Raw genomic sequence first — 7,131 nt, forward strand, 5'->3', positions numbered from 1 at the left:
TCAAGAGTGGTTATCATTCTACATATTTAAAATTTATGGCACAAAAACCATCAATACCAAAAGGAACAAGAGATTTTTCTCCATCAGAAGTAGCAAAAAGAAATTATATTTTTGATATCGTAAAAAAGCATTTTCAGACTTTTGGTTTTCAGCCTATAGAAACACCTTCTTTTGAAAACTCACAGACCTTAATGGGTAAGTATGGTGATGAGGGAGATAGGCTTATTTTTAAGATTTTAAACTCGGGAGATTACTTAAGTAAGGTTAATGATGAAACTTATACAGAGAAGAGTTCAACCTCTCTAACAGCTAAAATATCAGAAAAAGCATTGCGTTATGATCTTACCGTACCTTTTGCACGTTACGTAGTAATGCATCAGAATGAAATTGATTTTCCTTTTAAAAGATATCAAATTCAGCCTGTTTGGAGAGCAGACAGACCACAAAAAGGTAGGTTTAGAGAATTTTTTCAGTGCGATGCGGATGTTGTTGGTTCAGATTCTTTATTACAAGAAATAGAGCTGGTACAATTGTATGATGCTGTTTTTACAGATTTAAAGCTTACAGGAGCAACAATTAAATTAAACAATCGTAAAATACTTGCTGGTATAGCAGAAGTTATAGGAGCAAAAGAACGCTTAATAGATTTTACTGTTGCTTTAGATAAGTTAGATAAGATAGGTGTAGACGGTATTACTAAAGAAATGCTAGGAAAAGGTATTTCAGAAGAAGCAATACAAAAAGCAACACCTTTATTTTCTTTATCTGGTACAAATAAAGAACAATTGCAAGTTTTAGCAGAGTTGCTTAAAGATTCTGAAGAAGGTAAAAAAGGGGTAGAGGAGCTTACTTTTATTATTGATGCAGTTGAAAAATTAGGTTTGCAATCTGCTAATCTTACCATAGATGTTACTTTGGCACGTGGATTAAATTATTATACAGGCGCTATTTTTGAAGTGGCTGCCCCAAGCGGAGTAAAAATGGGCTCTATTGGTGGTGGTGGCCGTTATGACGACTTAACGGGAATTTTTGGTTTAAAAGATGTTAGTGGTGTAGGTATTTCTTTTGGTTTAGATAGAATTTACTTGGTACTAGAAGAGTTGGGTCTTTTTCCAGAGGCTATAGATAAGTCGTTGGATGTGCTTTGTGTTAATTTTGGCGATAAAGAAGCTTTTGCGGCTTTAGAGTTAATTACAGAATTACGTATAAACGGAGTCAAGGCAGATGTGTACCCTTCATCAGTAAAAATGCAAAAACAGATGAAGTATGCTAATAAGCGTAATGTTCCTTATGTTATTATAATAGGAGAACAGGAATTAGCTGATGGTAACTTTGTTGTAAAGAATATGGAAAAAGGAGATCAGCAAACATATAAATTATCTAAAGTGTCTGAGTTTGTAGCTGTGCTATAAGAATTATAACAGATTCAAATTTTATAAAACTGCTATTCAACTTATTTGGGTAGCAGTTTTTTTTAATTCGTTTTTTTATCAGTTTAAAAATTACAAAAGTTTTTCTATCGCTTCTAAAATAGTATTGTAATACGTTATACTATGTGGAACATAGAGTTTCTTTTTCTCAGTATTACTTAATTCTAATTTAAAATCCGAAATAAGTTTAAGTTGTAAATTTTCAACTTCACTATCTTGTTTTGTTAGTGAATTTAAATCTGTTTTTAATTTACATATAAAAGTGTGATGAAATTCACGATCTATCAAATCATCAGAATGTTTTTGGGTAGACTTAAAACAACCTATTTTTAATAAATCAGTCTTTAAAACAGTAATACCTATTTCTTCTTTAATCTCTCTTAAAGCAGAATCAATAATGTTTTCCCCAGCGCCAATATGTCCTGCTACAGAGATATCCCAGAGTAGAGGAAATGTATCTTTGCTTTTGGCACGTTGTTGCAGTAGAATTTCTTTTTTGTTAGTGTAAAACCAAATATGTGTTGTTTGATGAAACCAACCATTTATGTGGGCTTTAGACTTTAAAGCTGTTTTTCCGGTAAAATTACCCTTACTGTCTAAAATATCTATAAGTTCATCCATATGGCAAAAGCAAAAAAAAAAGCCTCTTTTGTTATAAAAGAGGCTTGGTGTTATTAATCAAAGTAACTAAAAGTTTCTCCGTCTTTAATATTTAATAGTGTTTCGTAAATTAAACGAATCACGTTTTCAACATCATCTCTATGTACAGTTTCTACAGTTGTGTGCATATAACGTAGCGGTAAAGATATTAGTGCAGATGCAACTCCTCCGTTACTATAGGCAAAAGCATCAGTATCTGTACCGGTAGATCTAGACGCTGCCATACGCTGAAAAGGTATTTTGTTGGCTTCTGCAGTTTCTATAATGCGCTCTCTAAGTTTGTTTTGTACAGCAGGAGCATAAGAAATTACAGGTCCAGAACCAATTTCGGTAAAACCTTGTACTTTTTGCTCAATCATAGGAGTAGTGGTGTCATGGCAAACATCGGTAACAATAGCAACATTTGGTTTTATGGTTTGCGTAATCATTTCTGCACCACGTAAACCAATTTCTTCTTGTACAGAGTTGGTAATGTATAAACCAAAAGGTAATTCTACTTTGTTCTCATGTAATAAACGTGCAACTTCAGCAATCATAAATCCACCAGCTCTATTGTCAATAGCTCTACAAACAAATTTGTTTCCGTTTAAAACTTTAAAAGTGTCAGGGTAAGTAATCACGCAACCAACATGTACACCCATTTTTTCAACTTCTGCCTTGTCCTTAGCGCCTATATCAATACAAATATTGTCTAATTTGGGAGCTTCTTCTTTTCCTTTGTTTCTGGTATGTATGGCTGGCCATCCAAAAACACCTTCAACTATACCATTTTTTGTATGTATGTTAACCCATTTAGATGGTGCTATTTGGTGGTCGCTTCCACCGTTTCTAATAACATATAGTAATCCATTGTCAGAAATGTAATTTACATACCATGAAATTTCATCAGAGTGTCCTTCTATAACAACCTTATATTTTGCATCAGGATTAATAACACCTACAGCAGTACCGTATGTGTCGGTAATAAAAGTATCTACATAAGGTTTTAGGTAGTCCATCCAAATTTTTTGCCCTTCCCACTCGTAACCCGTAGGAGCGGCATTATTTAAATATCGTTCAAAAAAATCTAACGATTTCTCTGTAATAATCTTCTTTGCGCTCATAAACGTATATATTTAGATACAAATTTAATAATATTCACTTTTAATTAATAATATCATTACGTCTTTATCGTTAATTTTACGAACCATATATATTGTATGAAAATAATAAAAGGCATATCATTTATAACGTCGTTGTTGTTTACGCTCTTAAGCACAGCGCAAATAGAGTCTCAAAAAGACTCTGTAGATTTGGAGTTATATAAGATAGAAGGAGATTCTGTTTATGATACATCTATATCTTTAAATGAGGTTTATGTATTTGGACCATTAAAATTTGCTTCCAAAGAAGAAAAATTACGTTATTATATATTAAGAAGAAAAACATTAAAGGTATATCCTTATGCAAAAATGGCTGCAGAAAAGCTAGTTGTGTTAAATGACAGTCTTCAAAAGTTAAATAAAAAGTCTAAAAAACGAAAGTACACCAGGAAAGTTCACAAAGAAATTGAGGATCAGTTTTCAGAAAGGCTAAAAAAATTAACCCGTACAGAAGGTCAAATTCTAATAAAACTAATTAATAGGCAAACTGGAGATACTGCTTTTGGTCTAGTAAAAGAACTCAGAAATGGTTGGAGGGCGTTTTGGTATAATACTTCGGCTAAGTTTTTTAAAATAAGTATAAAGGAAGAATATCATCCAGAAAGTGTACATGAAGACTACTTAATTGAGGATATTTTACAGCGTGCCTTTGCAAAAGGACGACTAAAAGAGCAGCCTACAGTCTTAAATTATGATTATACTTCACTGAGCAACAAGTGGATATCTAAAAAAAAGTAGTTCATATCTCTTGTTTCATTTCAAAAAACATATTATATTTAAAGCCCCTTTTAAAGGTGTTGTTGTTTTTTAGCTCGATAATCGCCATTCCATAGTTAAAGTAATAGGGATTAATAGCAGTTAAAACTCGCAGGTTGATGTTTTTCAAAAAAGCATCAAAAAAGAATGGGTTTTAAATGTCTGAAAAATAGCGTAATAAAGCTTGTTTTAAAAATACTTTTAAAAAAGATGCAAAAAAGACTTGTGGTGTTAGAAAAGCTGCCTATATTTGCACCCGCTAACGGAAAAACATACGTCATTAAAGTTAGCAAAGTTCATTGAGAAAAGCGTAAAATTAGTTTAAAAATAAGGTTAAGAAATAAGTTAAAAAAAGCTTGTTTGGTAACAATTAAAAGAACTACTTTTGCAGTCCGAATTTGACAAGGTTGTTAAGCGGAAATAAACAGTAAAATAATTTAATTTTTTATTTTGTCAGTTTAAAAAAACGTTTTACATTTGCAACCGCTTTCAGAGAGGGCAAAACGATAAGAAATTTTGGAATGATTTGTTTTGAGAATCAGCTAGTTCGAGTCTAGTATTTCTACAAAAATTAAAAGTTCATTTGACATATTGAAGAGACAGCAAAATAATACTACTTGTAGTGTTATTGAATTAAAAAAGAGAATGAGTTTGGTTGAAGACGATTTTAGGTTGTTAAGAATATTTACAAAACAACGATGAAGAGTTTGATCCTGGCTCAGGATGAACGCTAGCGGCAGGCTTAACACATGCAAGTCGAGGGGTAACAGGGGAGCTTGCTTCTGCTGACGACCGGCGCACGGGTGCGTAACGCGTATACAATCTGCCTTACACTAAGGGATAGCCCAGAGAAATTTGGATTAATACCTTATAGTTTATTAAGATGGCATCATTTTAATAATAAAGATTACGGTGTAAGATGAGTATGCGTACCATTAGTTTGTTGGTAAGGTAACGGCTTACCAAGACTACGATGGTTAGGGGCCCTGAGAGGGGGATCCCCCACACTGGTACTGAGACACGGACCAGACTCCTACGGGAGGCAGCAGTGAGGAATATTGGACAATGGAGGAGACTCTGATCCAGCCATGCCGCGTGCAGGAAGACGGTCCTATGGATTGTAAACTGCTTTTATACAGGAAGAATAAGGACTACGTGTAGTCTGGTGACGGTACTGTAAGAATAAGGACCGGCTAACTCCGTGCCAGCAGCCGCGGTAATACGGAGGGTCCGAGCGTTATCCGGAATTATTGGGTTTAAAGGGTCCGTAGGCGGGCCATTAAGTCAGGGGTGAAAGTTTGCAGCTCAACTGTAGAATTGCCTTTGATACTGATGGTCTTGAATTATTGTGAAGTGGTTAGAATATGTAGTGTAGCGGTGAAATGCATAGATATTACATAGAATACCGATTGCGAAGGCAGATCACTAACAATATATTGACGCTGATGGACGAAAGCGTGGGTAGCGAACAGGATTAGATACCCTGGTAGTCCACGCCGTAAACGATGGATACTAGCTGTGTGGTTTTCGGACTGCGCGGCCAAGCGAAAGTGATAAGTATCCCACCTGGGGAGTACGTTCGCAAGAATGAAACTCAAAGGAATTGACGGGGGCCCGCACAAGCGGTGGAGCATGTGGTTTAATTCGATGATACGCGAGGAACCTTACCAGGGCTTAAATGTAGATTGACAGGTTTAGAGATAGACTTTCCTTCGGGCAATTTACAAGGTGCTGCATGGTTGTCGTCAGCTCGTGCCGTGAGGTGTCAGGTTAAGTCCTATAACGAGCGCAACCCCTGTTGTTAGTTACCAGCACATTATGGTGGGGACTCTAGCAAGACTGCCGGTGCAAACCGTGAGGAAGGTGGGGATGACGTCAAATCATCACGGCCCTTACGTCCTGGGCCACACACGTGCTACAATGGTAGGTACAGAGAGCAGCCACTTAGCGATAAGGAGCGAATCTATAAAACCTATCACAGTTCGGATCGGAGTCTGCAACTCGACTCCGTGAAGCTGGAATCGCTAGTAATCGGATATCAGCCATGATCCGGTGAATACGTTCCCGGGCCTTGTACACACCGCCCGTCAAGCCATGGAAGCTGGGGGTACCTGAAGTTCGTCACCGCAAGGAGCGACCTAGGGTAAAACTGGTAACTAGGGCTAAGTCGTAACAAGGTAGCCGTACCGGAAGGTGCGGCTGGAACACCTCCTTTCTAGAGAAAGACGACCGTTACATATTAGATTATGTAGTAAAAATTTAGTTATAATTAGATTTATTTTCTTTTTTCGCTGTCACTTCAAAATATTAAGATACAACAACTAAGATTGAGTCCCATAGCTCAGCTGGTTAGAGCGCTACACTGATAATGTAGAGGTCGGCAGTTCGAGTCTGCCTGGGACTACTAAGTAATGCTTATCAAGAGTAAGGTTTACGGAAGTAGTTAGGGTAAATGAAGAGGCTATAGTTGCTTAGTTTGATTGTATTGAGATAACATTATAAACGTAATGTAGAAGGAAATTCTGGAAGTTGAGTAGTAGTTGGCAGTACTAACTACAAGCTACTATATACTACTTTTAGTATATGGGGGATTAGCTCAGCTGGCTAGAGCGCCTGCCTTGCACGCAGGAGGTCATCGGTTCGACTCCGATATTCTCCACCATTCAGTATTGTACTGAAAAACGTTCATTGACATATTGGGACATTGTGTATAATTACCACAGGGGTAATTATCACGATAAGAAATAAAAAGAATACGAAATAGAGAAGAGCAAGAGGCTATTAGATATTTGTAAAGTATCTAGTAGTGACAAGTTATAAAAGGGCGTATGGGGAATGCCTAGGCTCTCAGAGGCGAAGAAGGACGCGATAAGCTGCGAAAATTTGCGGGGATCAGCACATATGATATGATCCGCAAGTATCCGAATGGGGCAACCCGGCATATTGAAGATATGTCATCTCGAAAGAGAAGCAAACCCGGAGAACTGAAACATCTAAGTACCCGGAGGAGGAGAAAACAAAAGTGATTCCGTTAGTAGTGGCGAGCGAACGCGGATTAGTCCAAACCAATATTGTTTCGGCAATATTGGGGTTGTAGGACCACGACATTTGGTGTGTTATGAATTAGAATACGTTGGAAAGCG

Annotated in this window: 4 protein-coding genes, 2 tRNA genes and 2 rRNA genes (1 of these 8 running past the window's edge); 6 read left to right on the forward strand and 2 right to left on the reverse strand. The window is 36.8% G+C overall.

Features of this window, described 5'->3' with window-relative positions; all coding sequences use genetic code 11:
* Positions 1 to 35 precede the first annotated feature (35 nt).
* On the forward strand, positions 36 to 1,412 hold the full coding sequence (gene hisS, locus AX016_RS09305) for a histidine--tRNA ligase (RefSeq protein WP_100895341.1): 1,377 nt from the start codon (positions 36 to 38) through the stop codon (positions 1,410 to 1,412).
* A gap of 90 nt (positions 1,413 to 1,502) precedes the next feature.
* Here the strand turns inward: hisS and AX016_RS09310 are convergent, their stop codons facing one another.
* Together AX016_RS09310 and AX016_RS09315 are read right to left on the reverse strand one after the other, a co-directional pair.
* A complete protein-coding gene (locus AX016_RS09310) occupies positions 1,503 to 2,051 on the reverse strand; it encodes an NUDIX hydrolase (RefSeq protein WP_100895342.1) in 549 nt (182 codons plus the stop codon).
* Between the two features lie 53 nt (positions 2,052 to 2,104).
* Positions 2,105 to 3,193: a M42 family metallopeptidase gene (locus AX016_RS09315; protein ID WP_100895343.1), complete on the reverse strand. Its 1,089-nt coding sequence runs from the start codon at positions 3,191 to 3,193 to the stop codon at positions 2,105 to 2,107.
* A 96-nt stretch (positions 3,194 to 3,289) separates the two neighbouring features.
* Between AX016_RS09315 and AX016_RS09320 the strand changes: the two genes are divergently transcribed.
* The 5 genes from AX016_RS09320 to AX016_RS09340 form a co-directional block, all read left to right on the forward strand.
* Positions 3,290 to 3,970: a DUF4294 domain-containing protein gene (locus AX016_RS09320; protein ID WP_100895344.1), complete on the forward strand. Its 681-nt coding sequence runs from the start codon at positions 3,290 to 3,292 to the stop codon at positions 3,968 to 3,970.
* A gap of 713 nt (positions 3,971 to 4,683) precedes the next feature.
* Positions 4,684 to 6,203, forward strand: a 16S ribosomal RNA gene (locus AX016_RS09325).
* Positions 6,204 to 6,318: 115 nt separating this feature from the next.
* Positions 6,319 to 6,392 (forward strand) — tRNA-Ile (locus AX016_RS09330).
* Between the two features lie 181 nt (positions 6,393 to 6,573).
* Positions 6,574 to 6,650, forward strand: a tRNA-Ala gene (locus AX016_RS09335).
* Positions 6,651 to 6,795: 145 nt separating this feature from the next.
* Positions 6,796 to 7,131: ribosomal RNA gene (locus AX016_RS09340) — 23S ribosomal RNA — on the forward strand; it runs 2,491 nt beyond the window's last position.
* The 16S and 23S rRNA genes sit together here with 2 tRNA genes alongside, the layout of an rRNA operon.

Origin of the sequence: Cellulophaga sp. RHA19 (assembly GCF_002813425.1) — a bacterium.
Classification (GTDB): Bacteria; Bacteroidota; Bacteroidia; order Flavobacteriales; family Flavobacteriaceae; genus Cellulophaga.